General features: G+C 49.9%; 15 protein-coding genes. 7 read left to right on the forward strand and 8 right to left on the reverse strand.

Annotation, left to right across the window (positions count from 1 at the left end; genetic code table 11):
• Window positions 1-64 precede the first annotated feature (64 nt).
• From GW591_RS11615 to bolA, 8 genes are all read right to left on the reverse strand, one after another.
• Window positions 65-448 (reverse strand): ComEA family DNA-binding protein, encoded by a 384-nt coding sequence (locus GW591_RS11615; RefSeq protein ID WP_112151716.1) that lies wholly within the window; start codon window positions 446-448, stop codon window positions 65-67.
• A gap of 139 nt (window positions 449-587) precedes the next feature.
• On the reverse strand, window positions 588-2468 hold the full coding sequence (gene ppiD / locus GW591_RS11620) for a peptidylprolyl isomerase (protein ID WP_166860613.1): 1881 nt from the start codon (window positions 2466-2468) through the stop codon (window positions 588-590).
• A gap of 164 nt (window positions 2469-2632) precedes the next feature.
• Entirely contained in the window at window positions 2633-2908 is a 276-nt protein-coding gene (gene hupB, locus GW591_RS11625) for a nucleoid-associated protein HU-beta (protein WP_013576637.1), read from the reverse strand.
• Between the two features lie 216 nt (window positions 2909-3124).
• Window positions 3125-5479, reverse strand: a complete 2355-nt coding sequence (gene lon / locus GW591_RS11630; protein WP_013576638.1) for an endopeptidase La — start codon at window positions 5477-5479, stop codon at window positions 3125-3127.
• Between the two features lie 191 nt (window positions 5480-5670).
• Window positions 5671-6945: an ATP-dependent protease ATP-binding subunit ClpX gene (gene clpX, locus GW591_RS11635; RefSeq protein ID WP_013576639.1), complete on the reverse strand. Its 1275-nt coding sequence runs from the start codon at window positions 6943-6945 to the stop codon at window positions 5671-5673.
• A 205-nt stretch (window positions 6946-7150) separates the two neighbouring features.
• On the reverse strand, window positions 7151-7774 hold the full coding sequence (gene clpP, locus GW591_RS11640) for an ATP-dependent Clp endopeptidase proteolytic subunit ClpP (RefSeq protein WP_013576640.1): 624 nt from the start codon (window positions 7772-7774) through the stop codon (window positions 7151-7153).
• A 413-nt stretch (window positions 7775-8187) separates the two neighbouring features.
• The gene (gene tig / locus GW591_RS11645; RefSeq protein ID WP_013576641.1) at window positions 8188-9492 is read right to left on the reverse strand and encodes a trigger factor; all 1305 of its coding nucleotides are present in this window, start codon (window positions 9490-9492) and stop codon (window positions 8188-8190) included.
• Window positions 9493-9924: 432 nt separating this feature from the next.
• Window positions 9925-10239 carry a transcriptional regulator BolA gene (gene bolA, locus GW591_RS11650; RefSeq protein WP_112151718.1) on the reverse strand — a complete coding sequence of 105 codons (315 nt, stop codon included), beginning with the start codon at window positions 10237-10239 and terminating at the stop codon, window positions 9925-9927.
• 328 nt (window positions 10240-10567) lie between these two features.
• On the opposite strand from bolA, the gene GW591_RS11655 reads away from it, so the two are divergent.
• The 7 genes from GW591_RS11655 to cyoE all read left to right on the forward strand — a co-directional run bounded on the left by GW591_RS11655 (window position 10568) and on the right by cyoE (window position 18000).
• A complete protein-coding gene (locus GW591_RS11655) occupies window positions 10568-11146 on the forward strand; it encodes a lipoprotein (protein ID WP_013576643.1) in 579 nt (192 codons plus the stop codon).
• Window positions 11147-11294: 148 nt separating this feature from the next.
• Window positions 11295-12773, forward strand: a complete 1479-nt coding sequence (gene ampG, locus GW591_RS11660) for a muropeptide MFS transporter AmpG (RefSeq protein WP_037036815.1) — start codon at window positions 11295-11297, stop codon at window positions 12771-12773.
• A 433-nt stretch (window positions 12774-13206) separates the two neighbouring features.
• Complete coding sequence (gene cyoA, locus GW591_RS11665; protein WP_013576645.1) at window positions 13207-14166, forward strand: cytochrome o ubiquinol oxidase subunit II; 960 nt, start codon at window positions 13207-13209, stop codon at window positions 14164-14166.
• A 3-nt stretch (window positions 14167-14169) separates the two neighbouring features.
• On the forward strand, window positions 14170-16161 hold the full coding sequence (gene cyoB, locus GW591_RS11670; protein ID WP_013576646.1) for a cytochrome o ubiquinol oxidase subunit I: 1992 nt from the start codon (window positions 14170-14172) through the stop codon (window positions 16159-16161).
• Complete coding sequence (locus GW591_RS11675; RefSeq protein WP_013576647.1) at window positions 16151-16765, forward strand: cytochrome o ubiquinol oxidase subunit III; 615 nt, start codon at window positions 16151-16153, stop codon at window positions 16763-16765. The genes cyoB and GW591_RS11675 overlap by 11 nt, the downstream gene beginning before the upstream one ends.
• On the forward strand, window positions 16765-17097 hold the full coding sequence (locus GW591_RS11680; RefSeq protein WP_013576648.1) for a cytochrome o ubiquinol oxidase subunit IV: 333 nt from the start codon (window positions 16765-16767) through the stop codon (window positions 17095-17097). Before GW591_RS11675 ends, GW591_RS11680 begins: the two co-directional genes overlap by 1 nt.
• 18 nt (window positions 17098-17115) lie before the next feature.
• The gene (gene cyoE, locus GW591_RS11685) at window positions 17116-18000 is read left to right on the forward strand and encodes a heme o synthase (protein WP_013576649.1); all 885 of its coding nucleotides are present in this window, start codon (window positions 17116-17118) and stop codon (window positions 17998-18000) included.
• The last annotated feature ends 41 nt before the right edge of the window (window positions 18001-18041 follow it).

Genomic DNA, 18041 nt, shown 5'->3' on the forward strand with positions numbered 1-18041 from the left:
TGTCTCTAGAGATTAGCAGAAGAAAACGGCGGCAACCGTTAAGGGATCACCGCCGCGACATCCGTCACAATTTCAGACGGTCCTTGTTACGTTCAAACAATGCAGCACCAATTCCCGGAACTTCACGCAATTGTTCGATATCCGTAAATTGCCCAAGATCTTCGCGGTAACTGACGATGGCTTGCGCTTTTTTCATCCCTACCCCGTTCATCACATTGGCAAATTCTTCCGCAGTCGCCGTGTTGATGCTTACGGTACTTTCATCGGTCACTGCCACTTGTTCCTTTTTCACTTGCGGGCCAGTGACTTTGCTGGCTGCCGTCGCTGGCGCAGTCGTCGTGGTCGCCACGCTGCTGGCCGCATTGGGCGCGGCCTGCAACATGACCGGTAGTGTGGAAAGTCCCAGAGCGAGAGCTAACGAAAGTGAGGTGATGCCTAATTTTTTCATGCTGTATCCTCCATGTGTTTGACAGCACGGAGAGAATGCATCAGGCAGAGAAAGCGGACAATGGGCAACATTCAAATGTGGAAAAGGCCGCGGAAGCGGCCTTTTGTTTGTTGCAACGCGTTGCAAAACTTTGCGGCATTTACTGGTTTTGTGCAGCAGAACCGTATTTGATTTTCGCTTCCTGACGCAGGTTGGTCAGCAGCGAATCAAAGGCCACATTCGAGGACGTCTGTTGCATTTCCTGATTGAAACGTGCTGTATCAGCGGCAGGAATGGCACCCGGCGTCACCGCATTCAGTTTGACCAGTACGCTGTTGCCTTTATCGTCCTGAGTCAGCCCATAAACCGGTTGGTCTTTCTGAGGATGAGGCAGTGCGTAAACGTTCTCTTCGAATGCAGAAGGCTGCTGGCTGCGCTGTACTTTCTGGACGGCACCAAATGTCAGGCCGGCAGCTTTCATGGCGTCATCGCCTTTGCCTTCTTTCAACGCGGTCAGCAGTTTCTCACCTTCCATACGCGCCTGATCCTGTGCTTTCTGCCGTTTCACCAGCGTCGTCACCTGATCTTTCACGTCAGCGAAAGGTTTAACCCCTTCAGCTTTGTGCGCATCCACGCGAACTACAAAGGCGCGGTCACCATCAACGGTAATAATGTCTGAGTTACTGCCAGGAGAACCGTCCTGACCAATCAGGCCGCCGTCGAAAATCGCCTGTACGACAGGTTTGAAATTGATACCTGCCGGGATTTGATTCTGAGTGAACCAATCTGTGTGAACCGCTTTCGTACCGGCAACATCTTCAGCTGAAGCCAGAGATTCGTTGTCATTAGTTGCCGCTTCGCTGACTTTCTGTTGCAGCGCGTAGTAGGCATCCAATGATTTCTCTTGTTTGAGCTTGTCGGCAATCGTGTTGCGAACGTCAGCTAACGGTTTGACCTGCTCAGGCGTCACGTCATCAAGGCGCAAAATGAAGAAACCGCTGTCCGATTTAATCACACCAGACATCTGACCTTTGGTGGTCAGATTGGCATTTTTAAATTCTGGTAACGTCGTTTCAGGCTCCATCCAGCCGAGGTCACCACCTTGTCTGGCACTCAGCGCATCGGTCGATTTGGTCTTAGCCAGTTCCGCGAAATCGGTGCCTTTTTTCAGCTCGGCAGCCACTGCGTCAGCATCGGCCTGAGATTTCAGAACAATGACACTGTAGCGACGGCGTTCAGGCTGACCAAATTCGCTTTTATGCTGGTCGTAATAGGCGCTGATATCCGCATCCGTCACGTTAGTTTTCCCCTGCATGGCCGCTGCATCCATTTCGATGTAGCTGACTTTCACCTGTTCAGGCGAGAGGAAACTGTTTTTATTCTGGTCGTAGAATGCCTGCAATTCAGCGTCAGTGACCTGCTGTTTAGCTGCCAGCGCATCGGTATCCAATGTGGCAGTCTGCACATCACGACTTTGCAGAATCAACCCACCTAGAGATTTGCTTTCCACTGGCAAAACGAAATCGGACTGACCGTAGGCTTGCTCAAGTTGCTGACTGATTAACTGTTGTTTCATCAACTGCGCAAAGTTATCCGCGGTGTATCCCATACCCTGGATGCTTTGCAGATATTTAGCATTGTCGAAACGGCCATCAGTCTGGAATTGCGGGGTCGCAAAAATCGCATCTTTGATCTGCTGATCGCTGACGGTAATGCCTAATTTTTTGGAATACTGATCCAGCAACGTGACGTCAATCAGGTTGCTCAGGGATTCCTGGCGTAATTGCTGCATATAACCGTCGCTGCCCGCAAGCGCAGAGAATTGATCTCCAAGCTGCTGTTGCAAGCGGCTACGCTGGTTTTGAACTGCCTGTTCCAGCTGAGCACGTCCTATTTCCTGACCATTCACTTTCGCTGCATAGTCGCCTGAACCGCCGATCAGGTAGTTGCCTACCCCTGTCAAAATAAAGGACAGAATAATCAGGGCCAGAATGATTTTGAGCACGACGTGATTGGCGGCCGCGCGTAAATTGTCCATCATAGTGTGGCAACACTCCGCTGTAATAAAAAAAGCGCACCGTTTTCGATGCGCCTTGTATCTTACCTTACCAGCCCGATGACGTCAGGTTATTGTTTAACAACCAGACCTGAATGAAAAGCATCAGTGATGCGCCTCACACAGTTTCGACGTCAGTCTGCGGGTAATTAACCGTTAACGGCATCTTTCAGCGCTTTACCTGCACGGAAGCCCGGCACTTTAGCGGCTGCAATGCTGATTTCTTTACCGGTCTGTGGGTTACGACCAGTACGTGCTGAACGCTCGCGAACGGAGAAAGTACCAAAACCAACCAGAGCTACTTCATCCCCAGCTTTCAGGGTGTCAGTGACAGATGCAAGAACAGCATCTAAAACACGTCCCGCTGCGGCTTTAGAAATATCAGCACCGGCAGCAATTTTGTCGATCAATTGTGACTTATTCACTCTTATCATCCCCTCTTAAAATTCGTTCATCACGGCGCATTTTCCCTGCAGACGTGACCGCGCTGCTGTTATATCAATCTTGTCAGAGTGATGCAAGCGACTGAAAGCAGCCTGAAACTCTTTGACCGTTCACTAAGTTAACGGCACAAAAAAAAGCTGGCAAGTGAGATTTCACCTGCCAGCATGAGTTTTATTCAACTGTGTAAGCTGAGGTCACTATTTTGCTGCCACCGGCAATGCACCGTAAGCCGGATTTTGCAGTGCGATGTTGAGAACATCATCAATGCGTTTTACCGGATGGATCTCAAGATCTGCCAGCACGTTCGCCGGAATCTCTTCCAGATCACGTTTGTTGTCGTCTGGGATCAGAACCACTTTGATGCCACCACGATGGGCCGCCAGCAGCTTTTCTTTCAGACCACCGATTGGCAGAACCAGACCACGCAGTGTGATCTCACCGGTCATCGCAACATCCGCACGAACCGGGTTACCCGTCAGACAAGACACCAGCGCGGTACACATGGCAATACCGGCACTCGGACCATCTTTCGGCGTTGCCCCTTCGGGTACGTGAACGTGAATATCACGTTTTTCGTAGAAGTCAGGGTTGATACCCAGTTTGTCTGCGCGTGAACGGACAACCGTCAGTGCAGCCTGAATGGATTCCTGCATGACTTCCCCGAGAGAGCCGGTGTAAGTCAGCTTACCTTTGCCCGGTACGCAGGCCGTTTCGATGGTCAGCAATTCACCGCCCACTTCGGTCCACGCCAGACCAGTAACCTGGCCTACCCGGTTTTCGGTATCAGCACGGCCATAATCGACCTTCTGCACACCGAGGAAATCTTTCAGGTTGTCGCCGTTAATTTCAATGTGCTTGATGTCTTTATCCATCAGCAATTGCTTAACCGCTTTACGGCACAGTTTCGACAACTCACGTTCCAGACTACGTACACCCGCTTCACGGGTATAGAAACGGATGATGCCAGTTATTGCGCTGTCATCCACAGTCAGTTCGTTCTTCTTAAGCGCATTACGTTCAAGCTGTTTCGGCAACAGGTGCTGTTTGGCGATGTTCAGTTTTTCGTCTTCGGTATAACCGGAAAGACGGATCACTTCCATACGGTCCAGCAGCGGAGCCGGGATGTTCATCGAGTTCGAGGTCGCCACAAACATCACATCTGACAGGTCGTAATCGACTTCCAGATAGTGATCGTTGAACGCCACGTTCTGTTCCGGATCCAATACTTCCAGCAAGGCAGAAGCCGGATCGCCACGCATATCCGATGACATCTTGTCGATTTCATCAAGCAGGAACAGCGGGTTTTTAACCCCCACTTTCGCCATTTTCTGGATCAGTTTGCCCGGCATGGAACCGATATAGGTACGACGGTGACCACGGATTTCCGCTTCATCACGTACGCCACCCAGCGCCATACGAACATACTGACGGCCAGTCGCGCGTGCGATTGACTGACCCAGTGAGGTTTTACCCACACCCGGAGGCCCGACCAGACACAGGATTGGGCCTTTGATTTTGCTGACGCGACTCTGCACGGCGAGGTATTCCAGAATGCGGTCTTTGACACGTTCCAGACCATAATGGTCAGTATCCAGAACTTCCTGTGCTTTGATCAGGTCCTTTTTCACTTTGCTGCGGGCATTCCATGGCACCTGAAGCATCCAGTCGATATATCCACGGACAACCGTAGCTTCGGCGGACATCGGCGACATCATTTTCAGTTTTTGCAGCTCAGCTTCGGTTTTCTCACGCGCATCTTTCGGCATTTTGGCCGCTTCGATTTTGCGTTTCAGCGCCTCGTGCTCGTCAGGCGTGTCATCCATTTCGCCCAGTTCTTTCTGAATCGCTTTCATTTGCTCATTCAGATAGTACTCGCGCTGACTTTTCTCCATCTGTTTTTTGACACGATTGCGAATGCGTTTCTCAACCTGCAACAGGTCAATTTCCGATTCCATCATCGCCATCAAATATTCCAGACGCTCGGTGATATCAAACATTTCCAGTACAGATTGTTTGTCAGCGAGTTTCAGTGGCATATGTGCCGCGATGGTGTCAGCCAGACGTGCAGCATCTTCAATGCTGTTCAGCGAAGTCAGCACTTCCGGCGGGATCTTTTTGTTCAGCTTGATGTAGCCTTCAAACTGATTAATCGCAGTACGCACCAGAACTTCCTGCTCGCGTTCATCCACGGCCGGAGATTCCAGGTACTCCGCCTGGGCAGCAAAATGCTCGCCACTGTCAGAAAGTGTCGTAATACGCGCGCGTTGTAACCCTTCCACCAGCACTTTTACCGTGCCATCCGGGAGCTTCAGCATTTGTAATATTGAGGCAACCGTACCCACGGAGAAGAGATCATTAACGCCCGGCTCATCTGTTGAGGCTTCTTTCTGCGCCACCAGCATGATTTTTTTGTCGTGATCCATCGCAGCTTCGAGGCATCGAATCGATTTTTCCCTGCCAACAAACAACGGGATCACCATGTGCGGATAAACCACCACATCGCGCAGAGGCAATACGGGGATTTCTATGCGTTCAGAACGCTCAGGGTTCATAGAGCTCTCTCTTAGTTTAGCTTCCGCCAGGTTAAGGAAATCTCGTGAAACACGAGTCAGACGGGTTTCAGCAAGTCGTTAACTGAGTATATGGGGATGAATGTCCGACATTCAACGATAAGAATGTGCGAAAAAAAAATGGGGGACAAAATCCCCCATTTCGTGGCTAACTCTCTGGATAGATTGGCTAATTATTCGCCAGATGCTTGTTGTGCTTCCGGCTTGCCATAAATCATCAGAGGCTCTGACTGACCCGCAATCACGGATTCATCAATAACCACTTTCTCGACATCTTCGAGAGACGGCAGATCATACATGGTATCCAGCAATGCCGCTTCCACAATGGAACGCAGGCCACGCGCACCGGTTTTACGGATCATGGCTTTTTTGGCAATGGCCGTCAGCGCTTCATCCCGGAATTCCAGTTCAACGCCTTCGAGATTAAACAATGCCTGATATTGCTTAGTCAGGGCATTTTTCGGCTCTTTCAGGATTTGAATCAGGGCTTCTTCATTGAGCTCACTCAGAGTCGCCACCACTGGCAGACGACCTATGAACTCTGGGATCAGACCAAATTTAATCAAATCTTCGGGTTCAGCCTGAGCCAGTAACTGACCTTCAGTCGCTTTCTGCTCTTTGCCTTTCACTTCAGCGCCGAAACCGATACCGGTATTCGTATTGATACGCTGTCCAATCACTTTATCCAGGCCGGCAAAAGCACCGCCACAGATAAACAGGATTTTCGAAGTATCAACCTGCAAGAATTCCTGCTGCGGATGCTTACGTCCGCCTTGCGGTGGAACAGCAGCCACGGTGCCTTCAATAAGTTTCAGCAGTGCCTGCTGTACACCTTCACCGGACACATCACGCGTGATCGATGGGTTGTCAGACTTGCGAGAAATCTTGTCAATTTCATCAATGTAAACAATGCCGCGTTGCGCTTTCTGTACGTCGTAGTCACATTTCTGCAGCAGTTTCTGAATGATATTTTCGACGTCCTCACCCACATAACCGGCCTCGGTCAGCGTGGTGGCATCGGCCATGGTAAATGGCACATCCAGGAAACGCGCCAGGGTTTCAGCCAGCAGCGTTTTGCCGCTACCGGTCGGCCCGATCAGCAGGATGTTACTCTTGCCTAATTCTATACCGTTGCTGGTATCGCCATTACGCAGGCGCTTATAGTGGTTGTAGACCGCCACTGCCAGCACTTTTTTTGCAGGTTCCTGGCCGATAACATAATCGTCAAGGTGCTGACGGATTTCATGCGGCGTCGGTAATGCACTGCGTTCACGGTGTGGCGCGACTTCTTTGATCTCTTCGCGAATAATGTCATTACATAAATCGACACATTCATCGCAGATATACACTGACGGCCCGGCAATCAGCTTACGAACTTCATGCTGGCTTTTGCCGCAAAAAGAGCAGTACAGCAGCTTTCCTGAACCGTCTTTGCGCTTATCTGTCATCAGTAAACCTCTTCTCTGGTATCAGTCCCGCAGCGTAACAATAACACCACGACACGACTATATTACACAACAGCCGCATGATTGGCTGATGTCTGTTCATTCCTGTTATGACTCATTGCTTGCAGAACTTCAGTAACTCAAGCCCTGCCTTTGAGACGTCCGTATGAGTATAACTATAGACCATCAGCCCGGCAGAAATAAGCCGTCAGGCGCGATGGGTAAATACGGAGTCTACTAACCCGTACTGTACAGCCTCATCAGCGGACAGGAAACGGTCACGCTCAGTGTCACGCTCTATTTCTTCAAGAGATTTGCCCGTATGTTTCGCCATCAGCTCATTCATACGAGATTTCACTTTCAGAATTTCTTTAGCGTGGATCTCAATATCCGTCGCCTGGCCCTGGAAACCGCCCAGTGGCTGGTGGATCATCACACGGGAATTTGGCAGGCAGAAGCGTTTGCCTTCGGCACCGGCTGTTAACAGGAATGCGCCCATTGAACAGGCTTGTCCCATACAAATCGTGCTGACATCCGGTTTGATGAACTGCATGGTGTCATAAATCGACATACCGGCAGTGATCACGCCGCCCGGTGAGTTGATATACAAATAAATGTCTTTTTCCGGACTTTCTGCTTCCAGGAACAGCATCTGGGCAACAATCAGGTTAGCCATATGGTCTTCAACCTGACCGGTCAGGAAGATGATACGTTCCTTAAGCAGACGGGAGAAAATATCGTATGAACGCTCGCCCCGTGAAGTTTGCTCAACCACCATGGGTACCAACGCCATGTTTGGTGCAAATTGCTCTCTTTCACCACTGTATGACATAACCGTCTCCTAATAGATTCTGTTTGGCGCTATTTAAAATCGATTCTACTTGAGATAGGCACACATGACTATGCTCAAGCGGCCAAGTCGCCATTTACACGCCTGACGGTGTTTATCAGTCAGATTTTAACTACAAATTTACCTGGGTTAGCTCTTATCAATTGGGGGAATTGCCCCCTTTTTCAAGCCTGCAGTGATATTTCTTTTTTGGCGTGCCCCCTGAGCCAGTAAAAAGCCATCCTGAGGGTGTCAGTCAACAGTTTCTACGTGGGCTGTGCTTTATATTGATAAATATAGTGCAAAAACAACAGCCAAAACAAAAATACCTGATTTTCAGGAAATAAAAAGCCCGCAGTAAAAACCGCGGGCTTTGGAAGCAAACCTGTAAACAGGTTCAGCAACGTGCATTACAATTATGCAGGTTGAGTCTGGTTCATCAGTTCAGTAAAGGTAGTGGCTTTTTCAGTCACTTTCGCTTTAGACAACAGAGTTTCGACCGCTTGTTCTTCCAGTGCGACGTTACGCATGTTGTTCATCAGCTCTTTGTTTTTGCTGTAGAACTCAACAACTTCCTGTGGATCTTCGTACGCAGAAGCCATTTCTTCGATCAGTGCTTTAACGCGATCTTCATCAGCTTTCAGTTCGTGCTGGCTGATGACCTCGCCCAGCAACAAACCAACAACGACGCGACGTTTAGCTTGCTCTTCAAACAATTCGCGTGGCAGTTCCAGCGCTTGTTTTTCGTTGCCGCCAAAACGTTGTGCAGCCTGACGACGCAGAACATCCACTTCGCCGTCGATCAGTGCAGATGGCACGTCGATTTCGTTAGCGCTGACCAGACCGTCGATTGCCTGAGTTTTGATGCGGTTACGAACAGCACCTTTCAGCTCGCGTTCCATGTTTTTACGCACTTCAGCACGCAGACCTTCAACAGAACCATCAGCCACGCCGAAACGTTTGATGAATTCAGGGGTCAGTTCTGGCAACTCACGCTCTTCTACTTTCTTCAAAGTAATCGCGAACTTAGCCGCTTTACCTTTCAGGTTTTCAGCATGGTAATCTTCCGGGAAGTTCACGTCGATGGTGAATTCTTCACCGGCTTTGTGACCCACCAGACCGTCTTCGAAGCCTGGGATCATGCGGCCCTGGCCCATAGCCAGTACGAAATCAGAAGCTTTGCCGCCTTCGAATTCTTCACCGTCGATGGAACCGGAGAAATCTACAGTCACGCGGTCTTCAGCAGTGGCCGCAGCATCAGTTTCCTTCCAGTCCGCTTGTTGCTTACGCAGAGTTTCCAGCATGGTATCAACATCAGCGTCGTTAACTTCAACAACCGGTTTTTCAACTTCGATGTTTTCCAGATCTTTCAGCTCAACTTCCGGGTACACTTCAAATTCTACGGAGAAGTTAAAGTCTTCACCCTGCTTGTACTCACCCGGGATGTAGTTAGGTGCGCCAGCTGGATTGATTTTTTCTTTGATGATCGCATCAACGAAATTGCGTTGCATCAGATCACCCAGTACGTCCTGACGTACTGACGCGCCGTAACGCTGTTCAATGATGTGGCTTGGTACTTTGCCTTTACGGAAGCCGTCAATACGTACTTTTTTAGAGACGTTGATCAGTTCACTGCTCACTGCTTTTTCAATGCTTTCAGCAGGAACAGTAATCGTTACGCGGCGCCCAAGGCCTTGAGTGGTTTCAACAGAAACTTGCATCTTGTTACCTCAAAAAAAAATCACAGTGCTCGGTCAACTCCAGAAGTCGTTCTCAAGATGAGCGCAAACTTACCTTGAAAACGACTTCTAAGAACCGGGACAGTTCTGTATCAGAACGTAGCCCTGTATTCGAGAGCGTCCGAAACCATTCCGGAAAAATTAGACGCGACATTATAGCGGCGCATACGCATTGAGTCGAGGACGGTCTCTGTTGCGCGGGAGGGAAACTCACACGGGACTCGATCCTTCGAAAAATGCGGTCATTCAGAGGCATAAACCTCGTGCCGTCAGTCCGTCAGAAGAAAAACAAAAACGGCCCGCAGGCCGTTTCTTGAAATTCGCATCTACTAATACCGCATCTGGCAAGGAAAGTTCCAGTGTTACCGCGTCAAATGCCGATATTTATGCCTTTTGTGAATCAGATCGCGACTGTCAGGCCATGGTGCCCGCGCCGCGACACGGCGGTGAAGCTGGCACCGTATCCTGTAAGCCTTCCCATTCTTTCAGGGTATACGTGTGCAAAGCCAGCGCATGCACGCTGCCTGCCAGCTCCTCCGTTAATTTCCCATAGATGGCACGATGACGCGCCAGGAAACGCTCCCCGATAAACTTATCCGACACCATGACCACTTTAAAATGGCTCTCGGAGCCTGCCGGGACATTATGACGATAGCTTTCGTCAGTCACTTCCAGAAACGCAGGTTCAAATGCTTCAACTAATTTTGCTTCTATTTGCTCACGAATCATAGCAATCTCCTTACACCGCATCAGCAGAGAACTGCGCCTGTCTGGTACACCTATCTCTTTATAATGATAGGCGGCTTTCCAGATTCTATGCACGCCAGAACAATAAATTTCTGCTGCAGATTGATAAAAATGGCGCTCAGTCTGTCAAAGAAACTGCCGCTTCGCTACGGATGGCGTCAGCAGCCCGCAGCTTTACTGCGACTTTGCTGAAAAAAAACGCGAAAAACACGCTTTTCCGGATTGTTGGGACTTCCCCCGGCAAATGGCAATGTTATGATGTCGGCAAATTTTTGAGCACTATTCCCTTATTAATATTGAGAAAATACACATGCTAAAGAAAATTATTTTCCCTGTTCTGGCACTGTTCATGCTGGCCGGTTGCGCCACCAGCACTAACACCCTGGACGTTTCACCGAAAATTGTTCTGCCTTCACAAGATCCAACGCTTCAGGGCATTACTATCAGCATCAACGGTGCTGACCAGCGTCAGGATCAGGCACTGGCAAAAGTGAACCGCGATGGGCAGTTGATTTCCCTGACACCGTCACGCGATCTGCGTTTCCTGTTGCAGGAATCACTGGAGAAACAAATGACCGCCAGAGGTTACATGGTGGGGGCTGACGGCGCGGTTGATTTGCAAATTGTAGTGAACAACCTGTATGCAGATGTTCAGGAAGGTAACCTGCGTTATAACATCACCACTAAAGCCGACATCTCCATCATCGCGACGGCGAAGAACGGCAGCAAGCAGGTGAAAAACTACCGCTCGACATATAACGTTCAGGGCGCACTGTCTGCGACTAACGCAAAAATTACCAACGCAGTTAACACCACACTGGGCGATGTCATCAGTGACATGGCGTCAGACACCAGCATCAGTGACTTCATCAAAGCGAATGCCCGTTAAGTTCAGCTGAAGTTTGCGTGATGAATTCTGCCCGGCTCGTCCGGGCAGAATGCTTTTTAAGGCCAGTGATTATCTTTCCTGAAATGCATCCCTTCCTTTATTATGCGTATGCGCCACTCTCTCAACGGTTCGCAGGAACACAATTTTCATGATCAGTCAGTACTTTAAAATTTTCACGCAACGCAATACGGTCATTTTACTGCTTCTGGGCTTCGCTTCCGGTTTACCCCTGGCGCTGACGTCCGGCACGTTGCAGGCGTGGATGACGGTCGAAAATGTTGACCTGAAAACCATCGGTATTTTTTCGCTGGTAGGTCAGGCCTACGTGTTCAAGTTCTTATGGTCACCGATGATGGACCGTTACACGCCTTCTTTTCTCGGGCGCAGACGCGGATGGCTGATCCTGACGCAATTGTTGCTGGTCGTGGCGATTTTCGCGATGGGTTTTATGGACCCTTCAAAAGATTTATTCTGGCTCGCCGCGCTGGCCGTACTGATTGCATTCGCCTCGGCGTCGCAGGACATCGTTTTTGACGCGTATAAAACCGATTTACTGCCACCGGAAGAACGCGGAAATGGTGCCGCCGTGTCAGTTCTGGGTTACCGCCTGGCAATGCTGGTCTCCGGCGGGCTGGCATTATGGCTGGCTGATCGGTATCTCGGCTGGCAGCATATGTACTGGCTGATGGCAGGTATGATGCTCATCGGCGTTCTCGCCACCCTGTTGTCGCCGGAGCCTGAAAACACCCAACCAGCGCCGCGTACCATGGAGATGGCCGTCGTCGCACCGCTGAAAGACTTTTTTGGCCGCAACAATGCCTGGCTGATTTTGCTGCTCATCGTGATGTACAAGATGGGCGATGCGTTTGCAGGAAGCCTGAGTACAACATTTTTGATCCGTGGCGTCGGTTTTGATGCGGGGGAGGTCGGGCTGGTAAATAAAACGCTCGGGCTGATGGCAACCATCATCGGTGCATTGTTTGGCGGAATGTTAATGCAGCGTCTGAGCTTGTTCCGCGCCCTGATGTTATTCGGGATTTTGCAGGCTGTTTCTAATGCCGGTTACTGGATCCTCGCCATCACCGATAAAGATTTAACCACTATGGGCGCGGCGATTTTCTTTGAAAACCTGTGTGGCGGTATGGGGACGGCAGCGTTCGTGGCACTCCTGATGACGCTGTGTAATCGCTCATTCTCTGCCACCCAGTTTGCGCTGCTTTCAGCATTGTCTGCCGTGGGCCGCGTGTATGTCGGGCCGATTGCCGGATGGTTCGTTGAAGCTTATGGCTGGCCGTGGTTTTATCTTTTCTCGATTGTAGCAGCGGTGCCCGGTTTACTGCTGCTGGCAGTTTGCCGGCAGACCCTCGAATACACCCAAAATACAGACAGTTTCCTGCCGCGCATTCACTTTGCCGCCCCGTATCGCTGGGCATTACGTTGCATGCTGACGGGAAGCTTGTTATTGATACTCTGGCTGATCACGCTGATTGTCGACAGTATGGGCTGGGCATCCTGGCAAAGGCTGGCGACAACCTTGTTAGAAACGGGAGCAGTTATTTGCCTGACTGGCGTTATTTTAGGCAGTCTGCTCGATTTTTTATCTCTGCGCCGTACTGCACGTTCCTGATTTACCGCCATTCATTCGAAATGAATGGCGCGTTTCATTTAACAAATGATCTATAAATAGGACGCAATAAATTAAATTCAGAAAAAATAATATTTTCCGGGATAGTTTTTCTTTCGGGCTTTTCATGCATTTTATTTCACCTGCTTTATACATTAATTTAACATTAATTAAACGTATCGATGAGATATCGCACGACAATTATAATGCCAAAATCTGTCACCCCTTGTTTTTCATCACTATAGAAAAAAATCCATACGCAACATATTGTTGCCCACTGTAAATTGTCACGATCCGTGACATGTGTGACTGCGTTAACATAAAGTGTCAACAGCGCTTTGACACTTGTTTAAGCGTGTTTACAGTCCTGCAACCTTCCCGTAAAATGCCCGCACACCTGAAGCGACAATAGAGCCCTAGTTATTGAGGTCGTTAGATGAGACTTAAGAAATACAATAAAAGTATTGGGATGTTGTCCTTATTTGCCTCCGCGGTAATGTTGAGCGGTTGCAATACGGCATTGATGGATCCCAAGGGAGCAATTGGACTTGAGCAGAGAACGCTGATTTTAACCGCTATCGGTTTAATGCTGATCGTTGTTATACCAGTTATTATCATGGCGTTTGCCTTTGCCTGGAAGTATCGCGCTTCCAATACAAAAGCAAAATACAGTCCTGATTGGTCCCACTCCAACAAAATTGAAGCCGTCGTCTGGACAGTTCCAATTATTATCATTGCCATCCTGGCAACGATTACCTGGAAAACCACCCACTCGCTTGATCCGTTCAAGCCAATCGTGACTGACCAAAAACCGATGACGGTTGAAGTCGTTTCTCTGGACTGGAAATGGTTGTTCATTTATCCAGAACAAGGCATCGCGACCGTTAACGAACTGGTTATTCCTAAAGATGTGCCTGTTCAGTTCAAAGTCACTTCAGACTCTGTGATGAACTCGTTCTTCATTCCTCAGTTAGGCGGGCAGATTTATGCGATGGCCGGTATGCAAACTCAGCTGCATTTGATTGCAAATGAAGCGGGTACGTATAAAGGCATTTCAGCAAGCTTCAGCGGCCGCGGCTTCTCAGGTATGAAGTTCAACACAATTGCGACTCCAACCCGTGCCGATTTCGACACCTGGGTAGCAAAAGTGAAAAGTGCACCGAACCAGCTGGCTACCACTGATGACTTCAACAAACTGGCTGCACAGAGCATCGACAACCCGGTCGAATACTTCTCTGTTGCAAAACCTGGTTTGTTTAAAGAAATCATTGGCAAATACTCCATGCATGACATGAAGGCAGCGCCAGAAGGTCACACCATGCCAATGCCGGCAGGCGCTGACATGAAAGGCATGGATATGGGTGGACAGTCTCACGCAGCCGGAGCCGAGGAATAAACGATGTTCGGAAAATTAACGCTTGATTCGGTTCCGTATCATGAACCGATTATCATGGTCACAGTTGCCGCGATTATTATCGGTGGCCTGGCAGTAGTTGCCGGCATCACCTATTTCGGTAAGTGGAAATATCTGTGGACCGAGTGGCTGACCTCCGTCGACCACAAAAAATTAGGTATCATGTATATCATTCTGGCCTTCGTCATGCTTCTGCGTGGCTTTGCCGATGCCATCATGATGCGTAGCCAGCAGGTGCTTGCCTCTGCGGGCGAGCCGGGCTTCCTTCCTCCTCATCACTACGACCAAATCTTCACCGCGCACGGCGTGATCATGATCTTCTTCATGGCGATGCCTTTCGTAATCGGTCTGATGAACGTGGTTGTACCTTTGCAAATCGGTGCGCGCGACGTTGCGTTCCCGTTCCTGAACAACGTGAGCTTCTGGTTTACCGCCGCGGCTGTTGTGCTGATCAACATCTCTTTGGGTGTGGGTGAGTTCGCACAGACCGGCTGGTTAGCTTATCCGCCACTGTCAGGTAAGGAATACAGTCCGGGGGTCGGGGTAGATTACTGGATCTGGAGTCTCCAGATATCCGGGGTCGGGACCTTGCTGACCGGTGTTAACTTCTTTGCGACCATCCTGAAGATGCGCGCACCCGGTATGCCGCTGATGAAAATGCCGGTATTTACCTGGGCCGCACTGTGCACCAACGTGTTGATTATCGTGTCCTTCCCGATTCTGACCGTGACTGTTGCACTGCTGACTTTAGACCGTTATCTGGGCACCCATTTCTTCACGAATGATATGGGCGGCAACATGATGATGTACATCAACCTGATTTGGGCCTGGGGCCATCCGGAAGTGTACATTTTGGTTCTGCCAGTATTCGGTGTGTTCTCAGAAGTTACCGCAACCTTCTCCAAAAAACGTCTGTTCGGTTACACCTCGCTGGTATGGGCAACCATCGCCATCACGGTGTTGTCGTTCATCGTTTGGTTGCACCACTTCTTCACCATGGGTTCTGGCGCCAACGTCAATGCCTTCTTCGGCATCATGACGATGATCATTTCTATCCCGACCGGGGTAAAAATCTTCAACTGGCTGTTCACCATGTATCAGGGCCGTATCACGCTCAACGCAGCGATGCTGTGGACTGTTGGCTTCATCATCACCTTCTCTGTGGGTGGTATGACCGGTGTTCTGCTGGCGGTTCCGGGTGCTGACTTCGTGCTGCACAACAGCCTGTTCCTGATTGCCCACTTCCATAACGTTATTATCGGTGGTGTGGTCTTCGGTTGCTTCGCAGGTCTGACTTACTGGTTCCCTAAATCCTTCGGCTTCACGCTGAACGAAAAATGGGGTGTGCGTTCATTCTGGTTCTGGATCATCGGCTTCTTCGTTGCGTTCATGCCACTGTACGTCCTGGGCTTCATGGGCATGACCCGTCGTGTCAGCCAGAACATCGATCCTGAGTTCCACCCGCTGCTGGTTGTTGCAGCGTGCGGTGCTGCACTGATTGCCTGCGGTATCCTCTGCCAGCTGATCATGATCTTCGTTTCCGTTCGCGACCGCGACCAGAACCGAGATCTGACCGGTGACCCATGGGGCGCACGTACTCTGGAGTGGTCAACCTCTTCTCCTCCTCCGTTCTACAACTTCGCTATCGTGCCGCAAATTCACGACCGTGATGAGTTCTGGGACATGAAAGAGAAAGGCACCGCTTACAAGCAGCCTGCTAAATATGAACCGATTCATATGCCACGTAACAGCGGCGCCGGTTTCATCATCGCTATGCTGAGTCTGGTTTGTGGTTTCGCGTTAATCTGGGATATCTGGTGGCTGGCAGCGGTGAGCTTCATTGCACTGGCTGCGACCTGGATTGCGAAAAGCTTCGACGAAGATGTTGATTACTACGTGCCAGTTGAAGAAGTGGAACGTATTGAAAACCAACATTATGAACAAATCCGTAAAGCAGGTGTGAAACATGGCAACTGATACTCTGACTCACCACGATGAGGCCCATGCTGAGCATGGGCACCACGATGCAGGTGCAACCAAAGTCTTCGGCTTCTGGATCTACCTGATGAGTGACTGCATATTGTTTGCGAGCCTGTTCGCAACTTATGCAGTACTGGTAAACGGGACCGCTGGCGGTCCCTCTGGTAAAGACATTTTTGAACTGCCGTTCGTACTGGTAGAAACCTTCTGCCTGTTGTTCAGTAGTATCACTTACGGCTTTGCGATGCTGGGCATGAACAAAGGTAACAAAGCAGCGGTTAACGGCTGGTTGTTCCTGACTTTCCTGTTCGGTTTAGGCTTCATCGGGATGGAACTCTATGAATTCCATCACCTGATTGCTGAAGGCTATGGTCCGCAGCGCAGTGGTTTCCTGTCTGGCTTCTTTGCGCTGGTCGCCACCCATGGTCTGCACGTGACCTGTGGTCTGATTTGGATCCTGACCATGATGGTTCAGGTTTCACGTCGCGGTCTGACTGAAGTCAACAAAACCCGTCTGATGTGTCTGAGCCTGTTCTGGCACTTCCTGGACGTGGTGTGGATCTGCGTGTTTACCGTTGTTTATCTGATGGGAGCAATGTAATGAGTCATTCTGCTACTTCCCATGGTGGCGCAAGCCACGGCAGCCTGAAGTCATACGCTATTGGCTTCATCTTGTCGGTTATCCTGACGGTGATCCCGTTTGCCATGGTCATGACCGACACGGCGTCACATTCACTGATTCTGGGTACTGTGGTTGCTTCCGCGATCATCCAGATCGTTGTCCATCTGGTGTTCTTCCTGCACATGAATACGTCGTCGGAAGAGCGCTGGAACCTGGTGGCACTTCTGTTCACCGCTGTGATTATCTTTATCGTCGTTGTGGGCTCATTGTGGATTATGTATAACCTCAACCTCAATATGATGGTCAGTTAAAGAGCCGAGCTGCACGTGATGATTAAGCAATACCTGCAAGTAACGAAACCAGGAATTATTTTCGGCAACTTAATTTCTGTCATCGGGGGATTTCTCCTTGCTGCCAAAGGCAGCATCGACTTCCCACTCTTTCTCGCCACACTGGTGGGTGTTTCGCTGGTTGTCGCATCGGGTTGTGTCTTTAACAACTTTATCGACCGCGACATCGACCGGATCATGGAAAGAACGAAGAACCGGGTCCTGGTGAAAGGGCTTATTCCGCCGAAAACAAGCCTGGTTTACGCGACCATTCTGGGTATTGCGGGCTTTGCGTTGTTGTATATCGGAGCAAATCCGCTGGCCATGTGGCTGGCAGTGATGGGCTTTGTGGTTTATGTCGGCGTTTACAGCCTGTACATGAAACGCAACTCGGTATACGGCACGCTGATCGGCAGCTTGTCTGGCGCAGCGCCACCGGTTATCGGTTACTGTGCCGTTTCTGGCCAGTTTGATACCGGTGCACTGATCTTGCTTCTGATTTTCAGCCTGTGGCAGATGCCGCATTCGTACGCGATTGCCATCTTCCGCTTCAAAGATTATCAGGCAGCAGGTATCCCGGTTCTGCCAGTAGTGAAAGGCATCTCCGTCGCCAAGCATCATATTATCGTCTACATTCTGGCGTTTATGATTGCGACGCTGATGCTGACCCTGAGCGGTTATGCAGGTTATAAATACCTGATTGTCGCCGCCGCTGTCAGTATCTGGTGGCTGGGCATGGCACTGAAGGGGTATAAAACGGAAAATGACGTGGTGTGGGCGAGAAAACTGTTTGGTTTCTCCATCATCACCATCATGTCGCTGAGCTTCATGATGTCCGTGGATTTTAATTCTGCACCGACATCCTTGCTGACCTACGTTTGGTAACACGCACCTTCAGTGTAACCCGCTGAAATCACAGCTAAAGG

This window comes from Rahnella aceris (assembly GCF_011684115.1).
Classification (GTDB): Bacteria; Pseudomonadota; Gammaproteobacteria; order Enterobacterales; family Enterobacteriaceae; genus Rahnella; species Rahnella aceris.

Excerpts from the sequence above, each read along its gene's own strand:
- bolA (WP_112151718.1), bottom strand. The coding sequence starts at position 10,239 with ATGATTCGTGAGCAAATAGAAGCAAAATTAGTTGAAGCATTTGAACCT.
- clpP (WP_013576640.1), bottom strand. The coding sequence starts at position 7,774 with ATGTCATACAGTGGTGAAAGAGAGCAATTTGCACCAAACATGGCGTTG.
- cyoA (WP_013576645.1), top strand. The coding sequence starts at position 13,207 with ATGAGACTTAAGAAATACAATAAAAGTATTGGGATGTTGTCCTTATTT.
- GW591_RS11615 (WP_112151716.1), bottom strand. The coding sequence starts at position 448 with ATGAAAAAATTAGGCATCACCTCACTTTCGTTAGCTCTCGCTCTGGGA.
- ampG (WP_037036815.1), top strand. The coding sequence starts at position 11,295 with ATGATCAGTCAGTACTTTAAAATTTTCACGCAACGCAATACGGTCATT.
- GW591_RS11680 (WP_013576648.1), top strand. The coding sequence starts at position 16,765 with ATGAGTCATTCTGCTACTTCCCATGGTGGCGCAAGCCACGGCAGCCTG.
- cyoE (WP_013576649.1), top strand. The coding sequence starts at position 17,116 with ATGATTAAGCAATACCTGCAAGTAACGAAACCAGGAATTATTTTCGGC.
- clpX (WP_013576639.1), bottom strand. The coding sequence starts at position 6,945 with ATGACAGATAAGCGCAAAGACGGTTCAGGAAAGCTGCTGTACTGCTCT.
- tig (WP_013576641.1), bottom strand. The coding sequence starts at position 9,492 with ATGCAAGTTTCTGTTGAAACCACTCAAGGCCTTGGGCGCCGCGTAACG.
- lon (WP_013576638.1), bottom strand. The coding sequence starts at position 5,479 with ATGAACCCTGAGCGTTCTGAACGCATAGAAATCCCCGTATTGCCTCTG.
- GW591_RS11655 (WP_013576643.1), top strand. The coding sequence starts at position 10,568 with ATGCTAAAGAAAATTATTTTCCCTGTTCTGGCACTGTTCATGCTGGCC.
- cyoB (WP_013576646.1), top strand. The coding sequence starts at position 14,170 with ATGTTCGGAAAATTAACGCTTGATTCGGTTCCGTATCATGAACCGATT.
- GW591_RS11675 (WP_013576647.1), top strand. The coding sequence starts at position 16,151 with ATGGCAACTGATACTCTGACTCACCACGATGAGGCCCATGCTGAGCAT.
- ppiD (WP_166860613.1), bottom strand. The coding sequence starts at position 2,468 with ATGATGGACAATTTACGCGCGGCCGCCAATCACGTCGTGCTCAAAATC.